This window comes from Roseateles sp. (genome assembly GCF_039929605.1).
Taxonomy (GTDB): Bacteria; Pseudomonadota; Gammaproteobacteria; order Burkholderiales; family Burkholderiaceae_C; genus Pelomonas.
Genome location: NZ_JBDSQX010000085.1, coordinates 1 through 16,528, shown reverse-complemented (window position 1 = coordinate 16,528; position 16,528 = coordinate 1). Strand labels below are relative to the sequence as shown.

General features: G+C 68.8%; 21 protein-coding genes. 8 read left to right on the top strand and 13 right to left on the bottom strand.

The window, feature by feature from the left end; translation table 11 throughout:
* Positions 1 to 2: 2 nt before the first annotated feature.
* Genes ABIS05_RS11835 through arsC form a run of 3 tightly spaced genes read left to right on the top strand, consistent with a single transcriptional unit; the run spans position 3 to position 1,572 of the window.
* Entirely contained in the window at positions 3 to 476 is a 474-nt protein-coding gene (locus ABIS05_RS11835; protein WP_348010080.1) for an ArsI/CadI family heavy metal resistance metalloenzyme, read from the top strand.
* Complete coding sequence (locus ABIS05_RS11830; RefSeq protein WP_348010079.1) at positions 473 to 1,153, top strand: MIP/aquaporin family protein; 681 nt, start codon at positions 473 to 475, stop codon at positions 1,151 to 1,153. The genes ABIS05_RS11835 and ABIS05_RS11830 overlap by 4 nt, the downstream gene beginning before the upstream one ends.
* Positions 1,150 to 1,572, top strand: coding sequence for an arsenate reductase (glutaredoxin) (gene arsC / locus ABIS05_RS11825; RefSeq protein WP_348010078.1), 423 nt, complete (start codon positions 1,150 to 1,152; stop codon positions 1,570 to 1,572). Before ABIS05_RS11830 ends, arsC begins: the two co-directional genes overlap by 4 nt.
* Positions 1,573 to 1,807: 235 nt before the next feature.
* Here the strand turns inward: arsC and ABIS05_RS11820 are convergent, their stop codons facing one another.
* Positions 1,808 to 2,914, bottom strand: coding sequence for an ABC transporter substrate-binding protein (locus tag ABIS05_RS11820; protein ID WP_348010077.1), 1,107 nt, complete (start codon positions 2,912 to 2,914; stop codon positions 1,808 to 1,810).
* Positions 2,915 to 3,090: 176 nt separating this feature from the next.
* Positions 3,091 to 3,954 (bottom strand): oxidoreductase, encoded by an 864-nt coding sequence (locus ABIS05_RS11815; RefSeq protein ID WP_348010076.1) that lies wholly within the window; start codon positions 3,952 to 3,954, stop codon positions 3,091 to 3,093.
* Positions 3,955 to 4,071: 117 nt separating this feature from the next.
* Here ABIS05_RS11815 and ABIS05_RS11810 point away from each other — a divergent pair, with 117 nt between their 5' ends.
* Together ABIS05_RS11810 and ABIS05_RS11805 are read left to right on the top strand one after the other, a co-directional pair.
* Positions 4,072 to 5,034 (top strand): LysR family transcriptional regulator, encoded by a 963-nt coding sequence (locus ABIS05_RS11810; protein WP_348010092.1) that lies wholly within the window; start codon positions 4,072 to 4,074, stop codon positions 5,032 to 5,034.
* Positions 5,035 to 5,081: 47 nt separating this feature from the next.
* Complete coding sequence (locus ABIS05_RS11805; RefSeq protein WP_348010075.1) at positions 5,082 to 5,651, top strand: DUF1439 domain-containing protein; 570 nt, start codon at positions 5,082 to 5,084, stop codon at positions 5,649 to 5,651.
* Here the strand turns inward: ABIS05_RS11805 and ABIS05_RS11800 are convergent, their stop codons facing one another.
* Complete coding sequence (locus tag ABIS05_RS11800) at positions 5,652 to 6,401, bottom strand: SDR family oxidoreductase (RefSeq protein ID WP_348010074.1); 750 nt, start codon at positions 6,399 to 6,401, stop codon at positions 5,652 to 5,654. It lies immediately after the preceding gene.
* A 109-nt stretch (positions 6,402 to 6,510) separates the two neighbouring features.
* On the opposite strand from ABIS05_RS11800, the gene ABIS05_RS11795 reads away from it, so the two are divergent.
* A complete protein-coding gene (locus ABIS05_RS11795; RefSeq protein WP_348010073.1) occupies positions 6,511 to 7,404 on the top strand; it encodes a LysR family transcriptional regulator in 894 nt (297 codons plus the stop codon).
* 39 nt (positions 7,405 to 7,443) lie between these two features.
* Here the strand turns inward: ABIS05_RS11795 and ABIS05_RS11790 are convergent, their stop codons facing one another.
* The 4 genes from ABIS05_RS11790 to ABIS05_RS11775 form a co-directional block, all read right to left on the bottom strand.
* Positions 7,444 to 8,583, bottom strand: coding sequence for an MBL fold metallo-hydrolase (locus ABIS05_RS11790; RefSeq protein WP_348010072.1), 1,140 nt, complete (start codon positions 8,581 to 8,583; stop codon positions 7,444 to 7,446).
* Between the two features lie 130 nt (positions 8,584 to 8,713).
* Positions 8,714 to 9,259, bottom strand: a complete 546-nt coding sequence (locus ABIS05_RS11785; protein WP_348010071.1) for a hypothetical protein — start codon at positions 9,257 to 9,259, stop codon at positions 8,714 to 8,716.
* A gap of 66 nt (positions 9,260 to 9,325) precedes the next feature.
* Positions 9,326 to 9,706 carry a Rid family hydrolase gene (locus ABIS05_RS11780; protein WP_348010070.1) on the bottom strand — a complete coding sequence of 127 codons (381 nt, stop codon included), beginning with the start codon at positions 9,704 to 9,706 and terminating at the stop codon, positions 9,326 to 9,328.
* A 27-nt stretch (positions 9,707 to 9,733) separates the two neighbouring features.
* Entirely contained in the window at positions 9,734 to 10,003 is a 270-nt protein-coding gene (locus ABIS05_RS11775; RefSeq protein WP_348063261.1) for a hypothetical protein, read from the bottom strand.
* Between ABIS05_RS11775 and ABIS05_RS11770 the strand changes: the two genes are divergently transcribed.
* On the top strand, positions 10,002 to 10,328 hold the full coding sequence (locus ABIS05_RS11770) for a hypothetical protein (RefSeq protein WP_348010068.1): 327 nt from the start codon (positions 10,002 to 10,004) through the stop codon (positions 10,326 to 10,328). The two genes, ABIS05_RS11775 and ABIS05_RS11770, sit on opposite strands and share 2 nt — an antisense overlap.
* A 20-nt stretch (positions 10,329 to 10,348) precedes the next feature.
* Here the strand turns inward: ABIS05_RS11770 and ABIS05_RS11765 are convergent, their stop codons facing one another.
* From ABIS05_RS11765 to ABIS05_RS11745, 5 genes are all read right to left on the bottom strand, one after another.
* The gene (locus ABIS05_RS11765) at positions 10,349 to 11,041 is read right to left on the bottom strand and encodes a DUF6624 domain-containing protein (RefSeq protein ID WP_348010067.1); all 693 of its coding nucleotides are present in this window, start codon (positions 11,039 to 11,041) and stop codon (positions 10,349 to 10,351) included.
* Positions 11,038 to 13,104, bottom strand: coding sequence for a HAMP domain-containing sensor histidine kinase (locus ABIS05_RS11760; RefSeq protein ID WP_348010066.1), 2,067 nt, complete (start codon positions 13,102 to 13,104; stop codon positions 11,038 to 11,040). The genes ABIS05_RS11765 and ABIS05_RS11760 overlap by 4 nt, the downstream gene beginning before the upstream one ends.
* 7 nt (positions 13,105 to 13,111) lie before the next feature.
* Positions 13,112 to 13,525 (bottom strand): hypothetical protein, encoded by a 414-nt coding sequence (locus tag ABIS05_RS11755; protein WP_348010065.1) that lies wholly within the window; start codon positions 13,523 to 13,525, stop codon positions 13,112 to 13,114.
* A gap of 98 nt (positions 13,526 to 13,623) precedes the next feature.
* Positions 13,624 to 13,824 (bottom strand): hypothetical protein, encoded by a 201-nt coding sequence (locus ABIS05_RS11750; protein ID WP_348010064.1) that lies wholly within the window; start codon positions 13,822 to 13,824, stop codon positions 13,624 to 13,626.
* 65 nt (positions 13,825 to 13,889) lie between these two features.
* Positions 13,890 to 14,588, bottom strand: a complete 699-nt coding sequence (locus ABIS05_RS11745; protein ID WP_348010063.1) for a response regulator — start codon at positions 14,586 to 14,588, stop codon at positions 13,890 to 13,892.
* A 137-nt stretch (positions 14,589 to 14,725) separates the two neighbouring features.
* Here ABIS05_RS11745 and ABIS05_RS11740 point away from each other — a divergent pair, with 137 nt between their 5' ends.
* Positions 14,726 to 15,358: a hypothetical protein gene (locus ABIS05_RS11740; RefSeq protein ID WP_348063260.1), complete on the top strand. Its 633-nt coding sequence runs from the start codon at positions 14,726 to 14,728 to the stop codon at positions 15,356 to 15,358.
* Here ABIS05_RS11740 and sodC read toward each other — a convergent pair.
* Positions 15,355 to 15,876, bottom strand: coding sequence for a superoxide dismutase [Cu-Zn] SodC (sodC, locus tag ABIS05_RS11735; RefSeq protein WP_348010061.1), 522 nt, complete (start codon positions 15,874 to 15,876; stop codon positions 15,355 to 15,357). The two genes, ABIS05_RS11740 and sodC, sit on opposite strands and share 4 nt — an antisense overlap.
* Positions 15,877 to 16,528 lie beyond the last annotated feature (652 nt).

The following is a 16,528-nucleotide window of genomic DNA, read 5'->3' as shown; positions in this document are numbered from 1 at the left end:
CCATGAAGCGCTTCCATGTGCATGCCCACGTCGAGAATCTGCAGGCCAGCGTGGCCTTCTACGCCAAGCTGTTTGGCGCCGCGCCCACGCGGTTGGAGGGCGATTACGCCAAATGGATGCTCGACGACCCGCGCATCAACTTCGCGATCTCCACGCGCGGCGGCAAGCCGGGGGTGGACCATCTCGGCATCCAGACCGACAGCGAGGAAGAACTCGTCGAACTGAAGGCGCAGGCCGAGGCGGCCGATATGACGTTGCAGGACGAGGGCGAGACGACCTGCTGCTATGCGCGCAGCGACAAATACTGGGTGACTGACCCGCAGGGCATCGCCTGGGAGCAGTTCCACACGCTGCACGACACGCCCACCTTCGGTGTGGACCGCGCGGCAGAGCCCGCCGCATCGGCCTGCTGCGCAGGTGCCACGCAATCCAAGCCCGTGGCCATTCCGGTGAAGGCGTCGGGCGGCTGCTGTTGAAAGCTCTACCCCGCCTGCGCAGCGCGCTGCTCGCCGAGGGCCTGGGCACGGCGTTGCTGCTGGCCGTCGTCATCGGCTCGGGCGTCATGGCCGAGCGGCTGGCGGGTGGCAACGTGGCCGTCGCATTGCTCGCCAACACGCTGGCGACCGTGGGCGGGCTGTACGCGCTGATCGAGGTGTTCGGCCCCGTCAGCGGCGCGCACTTCAACCCCGCCGTCAGCGCCGTGATGGCCTGGCGCGGTGAGCTGCCGCTGGCCGCGCTGCTGCCCTATGTCGCCGCGCAGCTGCTGGGCGCCGTTGCGGGCGCCTGGCTGGCCCATGCGATGTTCGACATGAGCCTGCTGCAGTTCTCCACCCGTGTGCGCGGCGGCGCGGGGCAGTGGCTCGCCGAGGGGGTGGCCACGTTTGGGCTGTTGCTGGTCATCCTGCGCGCGCCGGCTGGTCGGGCGCCGGCCATGGTGGCGGCCTACATCGGCGCGGCCTACTGGTTCACGGCATCCACGTCCTTTGCCAACCCTGCGGCGGCCTTCGGTCGCATGTTCAGCGACAGCTTTGCCGGCATCGCGCCGGCCAGCGTGCCGGGTTTTGTGGCAGCCGAGTTCGCCGGCGCGCTGCTGGCCCTGTTTGCCCACCGCGCCCTGGGTGCTCCCCGCGCCCCCAACGCCCCACCGCCATGACCGACATCACCATCTTCCACAACCCCGCCTGCGGCACCTCGCGCAATGTGCTGGCGCTGATCCGCCACGCCGGCCTGGAGCCGCGCGTCGTCGAGTACCTGCTGACGCCGCCCAGCCGCGACGAGATCCGCGCGCTGGCCGCCGCCACCGGTCAACCGCTGCGCGCGCTGCTGCGCGAGAAGGGCACGCCGTTCGAGGAGCTGGGTCTGGACGATCCCGCGCTCGACGACGAAGCGTTGCTCGACGCCATCGCGCAGCACCCCATCCTGCTGAACCGCCCCATCGTCGTCACGCCGCTGGGCACGGCGCTGTGCCGGCCGTCCGAGGCGGTGCTGGAGCTGCTGCCGGTCGGCCCGTTGCCGCCGTTCACCAAGTCCGACGGCGAGCTGGTGCACGACCACGGCCGGCGGCGCGGCTGAGGCCAGCCAGCCCCGCCAGCATCAACGCCGGCGCGGACGACGCGGGCCGTAGGTGGCGTGGATCGTGGGCATGTTGCAGCGGCCGGTACCGTACGCCGGGCTGGGCCTGGATCAGCTGTGCGGCGGCATGGCACCGCACAGCGGGTGGTGCATGTAGTGCAACGTGGTGAAGCCTCGTGGCGGGCTCGGTACATCGGGCCTGTTCACGGCGTCGGCCGCTGGCGCGGGCGGTTCTTCAATCCTTCAGCGGTGAGATGCCCTGCACCGGCCCGATCAGCCGTTCGAACAGGCTCTTGAGCCGCTCGACCCGCGCGCGGTCGCGCATGAAGGCATGGAAGTCCTCGGGGCTGGTGTTGTACTGATCGAGGGGCTTGAAGCCAGCCGGCGGTGCGACGTCCTTGCGGATCGGGAATTGGCGCGGGTTGGATGAGGCCGGCAGCGACAACGTCCAGCTGACGTACAGCTTGGCCGCGGCCGGGTGCCTCGCGTCCTTGAAGATGGCGCCAGTTTGCGCCCAGGTGAGGAACGGGTCGTTCGTCGGCAGCACGAAGCGGACGCTGGATGACTCGACCGGCACGAAGTTGCCCGACGTGCCGGTCGACACGGCGTACTTGCCCGCCTCAACAGCGTCGCGCGGCGTCTGCGTGCCGCGCACCCATTGCACGCCGTTGGCCTGCAGCTTCTCGATGAAGCCGATGCCGTGCTTCTGAACGATCTTGTCGAAGACGTACAGCACCGCGTCGTCGTCATGCGGGTAGGCAATGACGATGCGGTTCTTGAACTCGGGCTTGAGGAAGTCCGCGTAGTCGCGCGGCGCCTTGTCGGCGGGAACCAGGTTCTTGTTGTAGCTGTTCGCGAAGGTCAGCATGACCAGGCCCGTGAACCGTCCTTGCGGGTCCTTGTAGGCGGCCGGGATCTGCTCCCAACCGATCGGCTTGTAGGGCAGCAGCAGGCCGCGGGCGGCCCAGTCGTCGAAATCGTGCAGCGTCTGCAGGTGAGCGACATCGACCTTCAGGTCCTTGCGCAGCAGTTCCTCCTCAATGCGTGCATCGTGGTACTTGCTGAGATCGACAACGATGTCGACCTTCATGCCGGGGAACTGCTTCTCGAAGCCGGCCTTGATGCCGAAGCCTTGGGTCACCTCGTCGCCGCCAGCGTAGACGGTCAAGGTGCCGCCTTCTTTCAGCGCGGCCTGGTAGAGGTCCTGCAGCGTCTGGCCGGCACCATCGCGTTCGACGGCGGCCGGTGCCGGTGCTTGCGCAAGCGCTGGCAGCGTTGCGGCGCAGGCCAGGGAAACGGCGGTCGCCAGCAGCATCCGGCGGCGTTCGAAGGGGTTGCTCATGTGTGGGCTACTTTCGCGAATGGTGTCGGGTTGCAAGCTGTGTGAAGCCATCTTATGGACCGCCTTCTGGTGGATAAAGCCGGTTCCGGTCGAATGTTCTTTGCGCCTTTCGAGCGAATTGATGGACAGCCTGACCCCGCCGCGCGCGCGTTGGCCGTGGCACGGGCGCTTAGAGCTCAGGCCGTTTGCAGTTCAGGGAAGTCTGTCGACGCGGCCAACGCCTTCCATGCGGCCGTCTCCCTTTCAACAAACGTGTGCTTCGCGGCGATGACCCGCAGCGTGTCCGTGCCCAGCGGCAGGCGCAGCGGCGGCTGTTCCGCGTCGACGAGCGCCAGCATCGCCTGCGCCAGACGCTCGGGGTCGCCGGGCTGGTTCAGGCTGATCTGCCGGGCGGCCTGACGCGCCGCGCCGGCCGTGGCGGCGTAGTCGCCCAGCACGCGTGGGGACGTGACGAGGGACTGGCCTTCCAGGAAGTCGGTGCGGAAGTAGCCCGGCTCGACGACGGTGGCGTGGATGCCCAGCGGCGCCAGCTCGGCGTGCAGCGCCTCGGTCAGGCCTTCCACGGCGAATTTGGTGGAGCAGTAGACGCCGAAGCCCGCCCCCGATTGGTAGCCCCCCAGCGACGAGATGTTGATGACGTGGCCGCTGCGCCGCTCGCGCATCTGCGGCAGCACGGCGCGCGTGACGTTCAGCAGACCGAAGACGTTGGTGTCGTACAGCCGGCGCACCTCGTCGGCGCTGGCCTCCTCGACGGCACCGAGCAGGCCGTAGCCGGCGTTGTTGACGAGGATGTCGATGCGGCCGAAGCGGGCCAGCGCCGCTGCGGTGGCCGCCACGGCTTGCGCTTCGTCGGTGACGTCCAGCGCCACGGCCAGCAGGCCGGGCTGAGTGCCGAAGCGCTTGTCGATGGCGGTGGCGTCCCGGGCCGTGGCGACGACGGCGTCGCCCCGGGCCAGCGCAGCCTCGGCGATGCGTGCGCCGATGCCGCGCGAGGCGCCGGTGATGAGCCAGACGCGCTTGAAGATGGGGGTGGGGGTCATGGGGTGCTCCAGGGTGGGTTGAAGGATCGAGGTCAGCCGATGGAGCGAAATTTAGGGGCTTGATTGATCGTCAACTAGCCCAGAATCACTTCATTGATTAGCAAGGGATTCGTGACAGTGGCCTTCAACGAACTCCGCGCCGTCGCCGTCTTCACCAAGGCCGCCGAGCTGGGCAGCCTGCGCCAGGCCGCCGTGTCCCAGGGCATCACGCCGCAGGCGGCCAGCCAGGCGCTGACGCAGCTGGAGGCTCACCTCGGCGTGCGCCTCTTCCACCGCACGACGCGCAAGCTCAGCCTCACCGAGGAGGGCGAGCGCTTTCTCGGCGCGGCCGGGCCCGGGCTGCAGGCGCTGCAGCGCGCGCTGCACGGCGCCCGGCAGGGTCGTAACGAGATTGCCGGGCCGCTGCGCATCGCCGCGCCGCGTTCCATCATGCTGCCCGTGCTGTGGCCGGTGCTGGAGGCCTTCTGCGCGCAGCACCCCGACATCGAGCCCGACGTGCAGCTCGACGACCGCATCGGCAACTGGGTCGAGGAGCGCGTGGACGTGGGCTTTCGCGCCGGTTCGCCGCCCAGCGACGGCGTCATCGCCCGCCACCTGCTGCCGCTGCCCCTCATCGTCTGCGCGGCGCCCGGCTACATCGCCCGGCACGGCGCGCCGCAGAGCATCGACGAGCTGGCCCGCCACCGCTGTAGCGGCTTTCGCCACCCGAGCACCGGCAAGCCCATGCCGTGGGAGTTCATGGTGGGCGGCGAGATCGTCACGCGCGATGTCGCTGCGGTCGTCATGACCAACGATGTCGAGCTGGAGGCCAACGCCGTCGTGGCCGGGCAATGCATCGGCCAGCTCGTCGGTGTGACAGCGGCGCCGCTCGTGCGCGCCGGGCGCCTGGTGCCGCTGTTGACTGCGCACATCAGCAGCCATCTCGGGCTCTACCTGTACTACGGCAGCCGTGTCGCGCAGCCGGCCCGGGTGCGCGCCTTCATCGACTGTGTCGTCGAGCGCGTGGTGGGCAACGCCGAGTGGCAGCTCAGTGCACAGGAGCTGGCCGCAGCGGCCAGGCAGAAGCCACGGCGCGCCTGATGCGAACATCGGTGCCTCGCTCGCCTCGCCCCTTCACCGCTAACGACATGCTCAAGCGCCGCCTGATCGTCATCGCCCTGCTGATCGTTGTCGCCATCCCCGTGGCTTGGTGGGCCGTGCAGACGTTCAGCCCCGAGATGGCCATCGAGCTGTCGCGCGAGGAGATCCAGGCGCAGCTCGACCCCAAGTTCCCGGCCGAGAAATGCTTGCTGCGCGTGGTCTGCTTCGAGCTGCGCGAGCCGAAGCTGCGGCTCGACGAAGGCTCGGATCGCGTCGGCCTAACCGCGCAGTTCACCGCCACGCTGGGCAAGCGCACGATGCCGGGCACCGTGGCCTTCACCGGCAAGCCGCGCTACGTGCCCGACACGGGCTCGTTCTACCTGGACGACGTGGCGGTGTCGGAGTTCCGCATGTCGGGCAACGCGCCGGACTTCGACGAGGTGGTGCGCGCGCGTGGCCCCAAGGTCATGGAGGCCATCCTGCGCAACGTGCCGCTCTACACGCTGAAGACCGACACGACGCGCGGCGGGCTCGCCAAGCTGGCGCTGCGCTCGGTGCAGGTCGTGGGCGGCAAGCTGCGCATCACTTTCCTCAACCCGTTGGGGTGGTTCAGCTGATCAGACGATGCCGCCGTTGGCGCGCAGCGTCTGGCCGTTGACCCAGCCCGCCTGCGGCCCCACCAGCAGGCTGACGACATTGGCGATGTCCTCAGGCTGGCCCAGGCGCTCGAGCGGCGCCATCTTGGCCAACTGCTCGACGCGCTCGGGTGTCTTGCCGTCCAGGAACAGCGCCGTCGCGGTGGGGCCCGGCGCCACCGCGTTGACGGTGATGTTGCGGCCGCGCAGCTCCTTGGCGAGGATGTTCGTCATCGTCTCGACGGCGCTCTTGCTGGCCGCGTAGACGGCATAGCCCGGCAACGCCAGGCCGATGACGCTGGTGGAGAAATTGATGATGTGGCCGCCGCTGCGCAGGCGTTTCGCGGCCTCGCGCATGGCGAGGAAGCTGCCCTTCACGTTGATGTTGAAGAGGCGGTCGAAGGTGGCGTCGTCGGTGTCGGCCAGGTGGGGCAGCTCGCTGGCCATGGCACCGGCGTTGTTGACGAGCACGTCCACGCCGCCGAAGGCTTCGGTGGCCGCGTCGAACAGGCGCTGGGCCGAGTCCGCCTCGGCCACGTCGGCCTGCACGGCGATGGCGCGGCCGCCGGCTGCGACGATGGCGGCGACGACCTGCTCGGCCTCGGCGCGGCTGCCGGCGTAGTTGACGACGACGGCATGCCCGTCCGCCGCCAGGCGCCTGGCGATGGCCGCGCCGATGCCGCGCGAGGCGCCGGTGACGATGGCGACGGGGGAGGTGAGGGCTTGAGTCATGGAGGGGCTCCGGTTCGGGGGATGGACCAATGTATTGGTCAGAACCAATCGGATAGACCGGCTGATCCGCACATCACAATCCAATCTGCCTGAACAATCGGAGCGCTACATGGACCGGCTCGACGCGATGCAGCTGTTCACACGCATCGTCGACCTGGCCAGCTTCACGAAGGCGGCGGACGCGCTTCAGCTGCCGCGCGCCTCGGTCAGCCTGGCCGTGCAGCAGCTCGAAGCGCGGCTGGGCGTGCGGCTGCTGAACCGCACGACGCGGCATGTGAGCCCCACGCCTGACGGCCAGGCCTACTACGCGCGCTGCCAGCAGATCCTGCAGGACGTGGGCGAGGCCGAGGACCTGTTCCGCGCCAGCCAGCTCAAGCCGCGCGGCAAGCTGCGCGTGGACCTGCAGGGCACGCAGGCGCTGCGCTTCGTGCTGCCCTACCTGGGCGACTTCCACGCCCGCTACCCCGACATCGAGCTGGAGATCGGCCTGGGCGATCGGCTGGTGGACCTGGTGCGCGAGGGCATCGACTGCGTGCTGCGCTCGGGCGACCCGAAGGACTCGTCCATGGTGGGCCGGCGCGTCGCGCTGCTGACACAGGTCACCTGCGCCAGCCGGGGCTACCTCGCCCGCCGCGGCACGCCGCGCACGCTGGCGGAGTTCAGCGAGCACGACGCCGTCAACTACGCCGGCAGCGGCGGCCGCGCCCTGCCCTTCGACTTCATCGTCGACGGCGAGCCGCACAGCCTCACGCTACGCGGCCCCGTCACCGTCAACAGTGCCGCCGGCTACGCCGCCTGCTGCCTGGCCGGCCTGGGCTTCATCCAGATGCCGCGTTATGCCGCCGAGGCTCAGCTGGCGAACGGCGAGCTGGTGGCTGTCTTCCCCGACTGGCAGCCCGCGCCCATGCCGGTCTACGTGCTCTACCCGCACGCCCGCCAGCTGTCGTCGCGGGTGCGGGTGTTTGTGGACTGGCTGGCAGAAAGGATGGCGGTGGCGAGCTGAGACGTGTCGGCATGTCCCGACTGCGGCGTCACCAGGGCTTCAGTCCAGCGGCCAGGGCATCGCCTTCGGCATCTTGCTCGGGTCCTCCGGCTCGGCCGGCTTCGCCCGCTTCGCCGACGGCGCATCCGCCGCTCGCCACCACGGCGTCACGGCCTCGCCGTGCGCCGGCTCCACGGCTTCGCCCAGGCGCGGCATCAGCAGCTGCGCGCCCTGCTTCGGGCCCAGTTCCAACAGCGTCTCGGCCGGCTGATCCCAGTCGTGCAGCGCCAGCGAGAACGTGCCCCAGTGCACCGGCAGAAACGCGCCGCCACCCAGCAGCTGGTAGGCCTTCAGCGCGTTCTCCGGCCCGAGGTGAATGTCGCCCCAGGACGGGTGGAAGGCGCCTACTTCGAGCATGACGAGGTCGAACGGCCCGAAGCGATCGCGGATGGCGGCGTACTCGCTCGTCAGGCCCGTGTCGCCGCTGAAAAAGACGCGGTGCTGCGGCGTCTCGATGACGATGGACGACCACAGCGTGGCGTTGCGGTCGGTCAGCGAGCGGCCCGAGAAATGTTGCGACGGCGCCGCGTGGATGCGCAGCTCCGCGCCGGGCGCCTGCCAGTGCTCCCACCAGTCCAGCTCAATGATCCGTTCCGGCGGCACGCCCCAGGCCTGCAAATGGGCGCCTACGCCCAGCGACGTAATGAAGGGCACGCTCTGCAGCTTCACCAGCTCCTTGATCGTGCCCATGTCGAGGTGGTCGTAGTGGTCGTGCGAGATGACGACGGCGTCCAGCTTGGGCAGGCCTTTGAGCGCCAGCGGCACGGGCTGGAAGCGCTTCGGCCCGGCCAGTTGAGAAGGCGACGCGCGCTTGCCCCAGACCGGGTCGGTCAGTACACGCAGGCCGTCGATCTCGATCATCACGGTCGAATGGCCCAGCCACGTCGCGCGCAGGCCGGTGTCGGTGGGTTTCAGCCAGGCGTCCAACGGGTTGACCGACGGCAGCGGGCCCCCCGGCGTGCGACGGCCGTCTGCGCAGATGAAGTCGCCGAGCGACGGCCGCTCGGTGCTGTCGCGCAGGCCGGGCTGGATGGGGTGGACGTTGCGAAAGCCCTCGCCGGTGTCGGTCACGCGGTACAGCGGCGACGCCCGCATGCGTTCGAGGCGGAGGCCGGTGGCGCGTTTACCGAGTGATTTCATCGAGGGGCGAGGCAGGCGGCGGCCCCGTAAAGCGTGCGGCTGAAGGAGGTGGCGGTGATCGCGGCGGTTTCAAGGCCGAGCTGCCCGACTGACGGCCGCCGCCGCGACGCCAGCGGCATCGGCATCGGCGCTACAGCGTCTTCAAGCCGGGCGCGCGCCGCATCGAGCGCAGCAGCGCGAGCGCCTGCGACGTGGGCTCGGCCGGCTCGCCGTTGATGAGGATGGTGAAGGTCACGCGCAGCTCGCCCATGCCGACGGCGCCCTGCGTCATGGACTTGAATTCGCCCGGCGCCGGCGCGGCGTCGGTGGCCGAAAAGTAGTAGCCCACCTTGCCCGTCGCGTCCAGGTCGTGCAGCTTGAGTTCAGGTTCGACGGCGCGCGGGCGGGTCCGGTCCAACGCCCGCTGCACCATGGCGCGGATGTCGTCCGGCGCCGGTGCCTTGGCGCCAGCCATCGGCCAGATGGGCGTGACGAGGACTTGCAGCGTGGCGGCATTCGGGCCGGAGATCGCCACGGTGGGTGGCAGTTCCGCGCGCGGCCGGTTGATCTGCCCATGCCAGCCGTTGGGCAGGTCCATGACCAGATCGTCGCGGTTGGGCAGGGGCACGCGCAGCTCGGCTGCAACGGCCGGCAGGGCCAGGGTCAGCGCGATCAGCGCGGCAGCGGTCTTGAGCATGGGGGCCTTTCAGCAGGATGCGGTCGAGGGTGCCTGATGGCAGGCGGCGGCGGGCGGTCTTGCGCGTCAGGCCTCAGCAATCGCCGCGATCGACACCTTCAGCCCCGGCACACGCGCCGGCAGCTTGGCGCCCTGCCGGGCCGGCGGGTCGACCGGGAACCAGCGCAGGTATTCCTCGTTCATGTCGGCGAAGTCGTCTTCGTCGGCGAGCACGATGGTCACGCTGACGATCTTGTCCATCGAGCTGCCCGCCGCCGCCAGGATGGCGGCGATGTTGGTCAGGCATTGGCGCGTCTGCTCCTGCACGGTGCTGCCGACGAACTGGCCCGTTTGCGGGTCGGTCGGCGCGGTGCCGGAGACGAACACCAGGCCCGCTGCCTTGACGGCCTGGCTGTAGGTCGGCGGTGGCTTGGCGGCCTTGGGTGTGTAGACGATGTCGCGAGGCATGGAGGCTCCTTGTGAGGGTGCGTGGGCTCAGGCGCGGCGGTGCTCGGTGCCGGCGCCCACCGTGATGAAGAACATGCGGCTGGGCCTGAACACCTCGGCCGTGTGCCACACGCCGCGCGGCACGACGGCGCCGCCCCGTAGACCTCGTCGGGCGAGAAACTCATGTCGATGCTCCGTCGTGTGGGGGCTGCGGCGATTGTGCTGGGCTGGCGTGACGGATGCCACGCGCCAGCGCCTTGAAATGCGCGGTGCCGAGCGCATCTGGAGTTCAACCCCCGCTGCTACCGGAGCCCTCATGCCGTCAGTCATCAAGCTCACCGTCCCGTCGGAACTGCTGTCACTTGGCCGCCTTGCGCACCTGCTGCAAGCGCTGGAAGGCCAGGGGCGCGCGGCAGACCCGCACCAGTACCAGCTGCTGGTGGGCCGTTTGAGCGACGAGTTGCGCGAGCAGCAGGGCCATGAGGCGCTGCCAAGCCTGCTCGACCACTTCCCCGCCGCCGCCGAGGTCTACGAAAACCTGCAGTATGGCCACGCCGGCCTGGTGCGGGCGCCGCTGGAGCTGTCGCTCACGTCGGAGCTGGCGGCACGGGCGTTGCTGGAGCGCGTGAAGCGAGGCGGCTGACGCGGTCTGCCGCGCCGCCGTCAGTTCGCGCCGGGCGGCTTGCGCAGCGCGTGCATCATGCAGCCGTAGTCGGCCAGCGGCATCAGCCCCAGCGCCGAGCGATTGGCGTCGATGGTGGTCACGTCGCCTACAGGCTGCGTGTCCAGCGTGCCGGCACCCCAGTCGTGCTGGGTGCCGTAGGGTTGCGGCGCATGCTGCTTGACGCGAACGCGATCGGTCAGCCGGGCGAGGTCGGCGCTGTTGAATCCGCCCGCCGCGTGGCGGCGCTGCAGTTCTTCCAGCGCCTGCTGCTGGAACGCCGGGTGCGCGTCGGCATGGTGCACCAGCAGCCACACCAGATGCAGACCGTACTCGCCGACCTGTTCGAGGGTCGGCAGGCCGTCGCGCGCCATTCTTCGCGACAGCCACGCGAAGTTGTCGGCGTCGGTGCGCTGCGCCGCCTGAAGGGCGACGCGGGACTGGCGGTTCGCGAGGTATTGCCGGCGCATGTCCTGGTCGGCATTCACCCGTGCCTGCAACTCGGCCAGCAGTTCGGGCTGCGTCAGGCGGCGCGCGCCGTCGCGTTGCTGCATGGCTTGCGGGCTCTCGTCCGCATGCGTGTCGTTCCAGGCCGCCGCGCCGGGGCACTGCTGCCGCCAGCCGGCCTCGTCCGCCCACGCATTTGCCGCCAGTGCTGCGACGAGCGCCACGGCCATGCAGGTGGAGAGCTTCATGAGCCGCGCCTCAATCCGATCTCGAACACCACCCCGTCCGCGACATTGCGTGCGCCGATGCTCCCGCCCATCTTGGCCAGATAGGTCTTGGCCACGAACAGGCCCTGCCCGCGCCGCACACCGTCCTCGGGCTCGGCATCGCTGACGCCGTAGTCGAAGATGCTCGCGAGCAGGTCCTCGGCGATGGCCGGGCCCTGGTTGTGGATTTCGACAGTCGCCAGTTCGCCGTCCACACGCAGCACCAGCGTGATCGGCGTGCCGGCCACGCGGTGGCGGTCGGCGTTGGTGAGCACGTGGGTGATGGCGTCTTCCAGCGGGTAGTCGTCGGCCTGCACCCACACCGGCTCGGCGGCCGGGGTGTAGGCCACGTCGGCGATGCCCGCGTAGGCCGCGTTCCCGGCCACGCCGCGCAGGAAGGCGTCCAGGTCCAGCCGGCCCACGGCCAGCGTGGCGGCGGCCAGCGCTTCGCTCGGTGAGGCCTGGCCGTAGAGCACCTTCACGGCTTGCTGCATGCGTTGCACATAACGGCGACTCGGGTCGGCGTCGGCCGCGTGCAGCAGCATCAGCGACTGCAGCGGCGACATGATCTCGTGGCCCACGGCGTGCCACTGGTCGTGTTCGCGCTCGGCACGCAGCTGCTCGCGGCGCAGGCTGTCGCGGGCGTGCTGCAGCAGGTCGGCCAGCGTGCCGGCCAGGATGCCCAGCTCGTCGCGCCCGCGCAGGTCGGCCACGTCCAGCGTGCCCAGCTCGAAGCGCTCGGGTTGCTGCAGCTGATGCGACAGCGCGGCGGCGCGTCTGGTGAGCCTGGCGACGCGGCGGATCAGGCCGATCTCGATGATGAGCCAGGCCAGCCCGAGCGCCGCCAGCATCGCGCCCACCGGCCAGGCCAGGCGCGCGGCGCTGGCGCTGAGCGTCCGGTCCAGCCCCTGCAGGTCGCCGGTGAGCGTGACGTCAAAGCGGCCGGCCGGCGTCGTCACCGTGTCCTGCGCCTGCAGGCGGCGCGGCGTGGCGGGTGCGGGCAGGTGCTGGATCAGCGCTGTCAGCCACGGCGACGGCGGTGTGACGGTATCGTCGGCGCCTTGCAGCAGCGCCACGACATGGCCGCCGTGCGTGATCTGGAGCGTCCCGCCGGGCGACAACGTGCCGGACAGCCGCGCCAGCGTCAGCGGCGGCTGGGCGCCGGGCGTGGCGCTGTCGAACAGCGTCGTGCCGGCCGGCCCTAGCAGCGCCAGGCGCAGGCCCGTGCGCGACAGGTCGGCCGGCGGCCACTGCGGGCCGCCGGAGCGGAACAGCGCCTCGCGGAAGGCCTCGACGGGCAGGCGGATGGAGATCGTCGTGCGGCGCGGGCAGGGCTCAGCGCTCGACAGGCAAGGCCCTTCACGCCAGACCCAGCCACGGAAGTCGCGTTGCGGCCGGGCCTTGCGCGGCAGCACCGCGCCTTCAGCGAGGAACCCCGGCAGCTGGCCGCGCTGGGCATCCAGCATCTCCACGGGCGCGAGCCAATGCTGCTCCACGCCGTCGCGCTTCAGGCTGATGCGCACGCGGTGCACGTCGGCCAGGTCCAGCGCGCCACGCTCGCGGCTCACCAGCGGCGGCGCATCCACGCCGGCCACCAGGTAGACGAAGCCGCCCGCATAGGCATTGCTGCCCACGGCCACGCACAGGCTGGCGCCGCCGGGGTATTGCAGCGAGCAGCCGGCCATCTCGATGGCGCGCTGCGCCTTGGTCGCGTCGTCGAAGTCGATGGCGCCGAAGGGCAGCACCAGCGGCGCCACCCAACCGGCGTCCACCTGCGGCGGCGCGGGGTTCAGCAGCGCGAGCTGGCCGGACGGATGGCGCAGCTGGGCAATCACCTCGCCGAGCGACCTGGCAAACGTCTGCTCGTAGCGCTGGGCATTGCGCTGGCGCTCCTCGTTGAGCAGCGCCACGGCCAGCGCCAGCGTGGCGAGTGCCAGCGCGATGAAGACGAGGTGGAAGACGATGCGGTTGCGGAAGGCCGCTAGCCCTAAGCGCGGCATGTCGGCGAACTCGGGCAGAGGCAGCTCGACGCGGCCGAGCTTCATACCTGCGTCATTTCAGAAGTCGGGCGAGAGCACGTACATGAGCTTCGCGAAGCATGCCGCCATGCTCCAAGCTGTCAGCGAGCACCATAACGACTACTTCACTGAATTTAGCAGGCTGCACATTGACGGACTCGTGCTCAAACACTTGGCCTATCAATTTGATCGCCGCGCTAACAAGCTCAAGCGACAGACCTGCGGACGCTGATTCTGGGGGCCTATCAAGCGATCCTGCCGCAAGGTTGAACTCTTCCTCAATGGCCCGCGCTGTTTTTTCCGTCACATCTCGGATTGGATTGGGGCCGATCTGTTGACTGAGGAAAGATCCATTCTGATGACCTAGTCGTTTAGCTACTGCCGTATTGCCACCGTTGGCCTTAACCAGCGCTCTGACGTTATCGCGTCGCACTGCTGAGATATCCATTGCTGCTCCAGAGAATGATCAGCGAAAAGATAAATATTCTCGCAAGAGAATTTAGCACGCCCCTTGGACTGTCGAACAGCGTGCAGGCATCGACCTGTTCAGGTCGGCTCGCTGAGGAGCAAGCGGGTGACTTTGCCGGCGATGAGCTTCCCGCAGTCGTAGCGCCCTTTGCTGTAGACGAACTTTCCCTGTATTTTTTCCGATTTGATTAGCGCCTCTGCGGCGCTGAGCTGCTCTTCCTTCAGAACGTAAGGAAGGGCGGCCATCGCGAGGATTGCGAGGAGGTCGCCTGGTGTCATGGTGCGCTCTGGAGGGAGTGGAGATTAGCTAATATAGCGTTGGTAAGCAAGATAACCAACATAATTTAGCGAATCCACCGAAAGCCCCGCATCGGGATGTTCTCGATGCCATCAAACGCCGGGTCCACGTCGCGAAACGCGTCGCGGATCGTCGCCACATGCTTGCGCACGTTGTCGCGGTTGCGGCCGCTTTTCACCACGTCGAACAAGTCCTCATAACTGACCACCTCGCCGGTGCGCGCATGCAGTGAGGCCAGGATGCGCTGCGCCGTCAGCGGCAGGTTGATGCGCTGGCCGCGCCACATCGGCGTGCGCTGCTTCAGCGGGTCGAGCTGCAGGCTGTCGTCGGCGGGCTTGGCCGTGGCTTTCGGTGCAGGTTCACGCAGCCGCGCGGTGCGCAGGATGTCCAGGAAGGTCTCGACGAACTCGGCCTCGTCGAAGGTCGTCTTCTGCAGATAGTCCCAGGCGTCCAGCGCCTTCATGATGCTGCGGTAGATCGCCGCCGGCATGGCCGACACGACTAGCACCGGCGTGCCCAGGCCCTGCTTGTTGATCTCGTTGATGAGCGCCACGCCCGCATTGCGCTCGCGGCCCAGCTCGATGTCCAGCACGACGAGGTCGTAGCGCTCGCGCAGCAGCGCGGCCTCGGCAGCGTCGCGGTCGAACCATTGGTCGACGGTCAGCTCGGGGCGGGCGGCGCGTATCCAGCCGGCGAGCTGCTCGCTGGTGGTGGGGTCGTCTTCGATGACGGCGATGCGGGGCATGGCGGGATTATCTGGACGCGTTCCTCGTCAATCGCCGTGCCCTGTCGTTTTCCAACCCGCTCCGGAAGACTTCTTCCGTGCACACGGAAGACACCCGCCTGCCGCCTTTCTTGTGTCTTGCCGCATGACCGGCGACCATGGCCGCCATGCGTCGCAACGACAAGCCGACGCGCCACGCCAAGGAACCCACCGTGCTGCAACGCCTCCAGACTGCCGCCACTTTTCAGCGCAACGCCAGTCCGGGGCGGGGCATGAAGCGGCAGCTTTCCCTGCTAGTGCTGGCCCTTGCGTCATTCACGGCCGCTGCGAAGGACCCGGCTTCGTTCCGCGATACCAACCAGCTCGTGTGGGACAAGACCTTCGCCGCATCGCTGACTGCGTTCTTCGGGCGCATGCATGCGACCTACTACTGGCACGGCGGCCTCTTGTCTGACCAGATGGTGGCGGGCCTGGGCGGTCCGCCCGATGCGGTCGTTCGGATCGGCAGCTCGCCCCTTTTCCTCGCGTCTGCCTGCCGTGCTCACAGCTGCATGGAAAAGGCAGCGGTCATCTTTAAGGACCCGGAGCACCTCATCGCCTTCGGCGTTGTTCACTATCCCTCCTGCTTTGACAAGCCGGCGAAGCCAGGTTGCTCGGATCATCCAAGCCTTTCCGTCCTCACCCGTGCATCACCGCTCGATCCAGAGGTGCGAGAGACGCTAGTTGACTGGGCCAAGGGGCAGGTGGGTGAACTGGACAAGGTCGAGGTCCGGCTGATCAGGTCACGCTAGCCGCCGATCACCCCGCACGCCACGCGCGCCCCGCCACCGCCCAGCGGCGCGGGGTGGTCCGCGTGGTTGTCGCCCCCGGCATGAACCATCAGCGCGCGGTTCTTCACGTCGGCCAGCTTCAGGCGGGGGCCGAGCACGGGCGAGGTCGCGTTGCCGTCGGCGCCCACGTACAGCGGCGGCAGGTCGCCCAGGTGGCCGTCGCCCCAGGGTTCGCCGTGCTTCTTGGTGCCGGCCGGGTCGAGGTGGGGGCCGGCGGCGGCGGCCGGCACGGTGGCGCCGTTGGTTTCAGCAGGGGCGCAGGAGGGCTTTTCGTGGATGTGGAAGCCATGCAGGCCGGCGGGCAGCCCCTTCAGGTCGGGATAGAAGGCCAGGCCGTAGGGCGTCTCGACGATCTTGACGGTGCCCAGTGGCTGCCCGGCGCCTTGCTTTTCTGCCGTGCTGACGGGCACGGTGATCTCGGCGGCGAGTGCCAGGGAACCGGCGGTCAGGCAGGCGGCGGCGATGAGCGTGGTTTTCATTGGTTTTCTCCTTGGGTTGATGCGCCTGAGGATAGCAACCGGAGGCGTCTTTGCCGGCTGGCGGGTACCGGCTTGGCGGTACAAGGCGTTCGGTTTCATCCTCTCGTTGTCGGGTAGTTTTGTCCTTGCGGTGCGATGGCGCGTGAGGCCCATGCCGGGAGTTCGCCCCGGCGGGCGACCTTCTTTTTGAGCGACCAAAAAGAAGGCAAAAAGTCGCCCCTGTTCCGTCGCCCCTCTGCGAGGGGTGCCCTGCGATGCTCGGAGCCCGAGGCCCGCGCAGAACTCCCTTCGCTACGCTGCGGTCAAACAGCTGCGCGGAGTCAGTTGACGAAGCTCGCTTCGCGAGCGCCTCGGGCTCCTGCGCTTCTCGGCTCCTCCAAAGGGGACCCTTTGAAACAGCCGAACAGCCAAGCCCAATAGCCGGGCGGTGGATGTATTTCAGCATGCCCCCTTTTAGCCCCGCCGAGGAACGGAAGACCCGAAGCCCGCGCGCGCAGCGCGCTTCGTGCTCTGACTCGCGACGCTTGTTTGAGCAGAGCGTAGCGGCGCGAGTTCGGCGCGGGGCTTCGGGGCTGACGTACTTCGGCCGGACCGAGCACAGCACCTGCGTGCTGTGCGACGCCTGCCGAAGGACTTGCCGCATGCAAGCGGC